We start from the raw sequence: 2023 nt of genomic DNA on the forward strand, positions 1-2023 counted from the left end.
CGCCGGCTTCGCCTTCGCCGGTGCGCAGCACCTCGGCGGCGGCGACGCCCTCCGGGTAGGGCAGGCCCGCGCTCGTCACCAGCGCGCGCCGCAGAGGAATCGAGAAGGCGACGCCCAGCAGCCCGCCGAGGCCGCAGACCGCGCTCGTCTGCCAGAACGGAAAGCCGTGCCAGTGCCCGATCAGTACGAGGCCGGGCAGGATCAGGATGACGTTGCACAGGGTGCCCGCGGCGGAGGCCTGCGTCTGCACGATGTTGTTCTCGAGGATGTTCGAGCCGCCGAGCAGGCGCAGGCATCCCATCGAGATCATCGCCGCCGGGATCGACGACGAGAAGGTCATGCCCGTCTTCAGGCCCATGTAGACGTTGGCCGCGATGAAGACGACCGTGATCGCGGCGCCGAGCACGATCCCGCGCAGGGTGATCTCGCGCGGACGGGGCGCGTCCGACGATCCCGCTTCCGAAGCCGTCGCTTCCAAAGGCGCTTGGCCCGACGCTCGGGTGATCTGGTTTCGCGCGTCCATCGTGCCCTCGGTCCCGGCCGTCCTGCGCGACATCGACGCATCGTCTTCGGCGAAAACCCTGCCACGGGCGCCGGCTTTCCCGTCCGCGACGCTTTGCCGTCTCACCGGCTCCGCGCTGGCCGCGAAGAGCCCGTCCGCGATGATCGCCAGGAGTGCGGCGGACGAAAGGCGGCTCGCCGAGGAACGCGGTTATTCAATCGATCGCCAAAGCTGAAGCGACCATAACCTGCGTTAAACTTCGTTCTTCGCGAAAACGTCTTCGGAACAAGCCATTCGAGGCGAGGTTTCCACGGCAGGCCGACGGCGAGCCCCCGATGGGTGCTTCGAACCGCCGGCCTCCGACCTCAACGGCACGGATTCAACGCAGCCGCCTCGCAGGAGGCGGCGCGCCCGGGCGCGATCGTGACAGGTGCGTATGGATTTCCCAAAAGACATCGATCTCCCAAGAGGTATCGACCTTCCGAGCGACATCGGCTTCCCGAGGGACGATGCCGGCCATCCCCTGGCCGAGCGCTTCCGCGACCTCATCCAGAACCCGTCCTTCCCCTGCGTCGGCGCCAAGGCCGCCCTGGCGCGCGGGCAGATCCGCTTCGTCATCGGGCGTGACATCGGCGCGGCCGACGACGACGCCCGGATGCACGCCGCCCTGATGGCCTTCGTCTGCCGCTACCGGGCGCGACCGGAGCTGTTCCAGAGCCTCGTCGTGATCTTCGATCGCCCTGGCGGCCTGTCGGAAGAAGGCTTCGAGGCCCGGATGTGGGACCGGCTCCAGGCGCTGTCGGATCAGGACAGCCGCCTCGGCCACGCCTACGACGCGCGCGTCGCCCCCGACCCGCAGGACGCGCATTTCTCCCTCAGCTTTGCGGGCGAGGCGTTCTTCGTGGTGGGCCTGCATCCCGGGGCGAGCCGGAAGGCGCGCCTCTTCGCGGCGCCGGCCCTGGTGTTCAACCTGCACGACCAGTTCGAGCGGCTGCGGGCGGAGGGGCGCTACGAGCGGATGCGCGAGACCATCCAAGCGCGCGACGTGTCGTGGGCGGGCTCGGTCAACCCGATGCTGACCCGCCACGGCGAGCGCTCGGAGGCGCCGCAATACAGCGGGCGCCAAGTGCCCGACGACTGGGCGTGCCCGTTCCAGCACCGTGCGGTGGAGCTTCGGCGCGAGGCCGGGCCGATCGCGGCGGACCTGCGCGGCGGGGCGTTCCGGGTGCCCCCCGCCACTAGGCGATCGCCATCCGCCGCGGACCGGACGCCATGAGCGACCCTTTCATGAGCGACCGCTTCGATGCGAACCCCGCCCTCGTCGCCCTTGTCGAGCGTTTGCGCGCCACCGGCTATGCCTTCACCACCGTGACACCCGCCACCCATGCCCGCGTCAACGCCCGCCCCCGCAACGCGCGGGCGCGCAGCTTGCGCGACGTGTTCGGCTGGAGCCGGCCCTTCGTCGAGGACCTGCTGCCGCCGGACCTGTTCGCGGCGATGCGCGAGGCCGGCGTGCTGGCC

Annotated in this window: 3 protein-coding genes and 1 pseudogene; 3 read left to right on the plus strand and 1 reads right to left on the minus strand. The window is 70.2% G+C overall.

Features of this window, described 5'->3' with window-relative positions:
* Nucleotides 1-478: oligopeptide transporter, OPT family (locus FV222_RS24320; protein WP_246685639.1), on the minus strand; the 478-nt coding region annotated here is incomplete at its 3' end.
* Between FV222_RS24320 and FV222_RS30085 the strand changes: the two genes are divergently transcribed.
* The 3 genes and pseudogenes from FV222_RS30085 to FV222_RS24330 all read left to right on the plus strand — a co-directional run.
* Complete coding sequence (locus FV222_RS30085; RefSeq protein ID WP_246685640.1) at nt 375-737, plus strand: hypothetical protein; 363 nt, start codon at nt 375-377, stop codon at nt 735-737. The genes FV222_RS24320 and FV222_RS30085 overlap by 104 nt on opposite strands.
* 255 nt (nt 738-992) lie before the next feature.
* A complete protein-coding gene (gene gntA, locus FV222_RS24325; RefSeq protein WP_147815847.1) occupies nt 993-1778 on the plus strand; it encodes a guanitoxin biosynthesis heme-dependent pre-guanitoxin N-hydroxylase GntA in 786 nt (261 codons plus the stop codon).
* Between the two features lie 11 nt (nt 1779-1789).
* Nucleotides 1790-2023: pseudogene (locus FV222_RS24330) on the plus strand (SAM-dependent methyltransferase); the annotation flags it as partial.

This window comes from Methylobacterium sp. WL103, assembly GCF_008039885.1.
In the GTDB taxonomy this organism is placed as follows: Bacteria; Pseudomonadota; Alphaproteobacteria; order Rhizobiales; family Beijerinckiaceae; genus Methylobacterium; species Methylobacterium cerastii.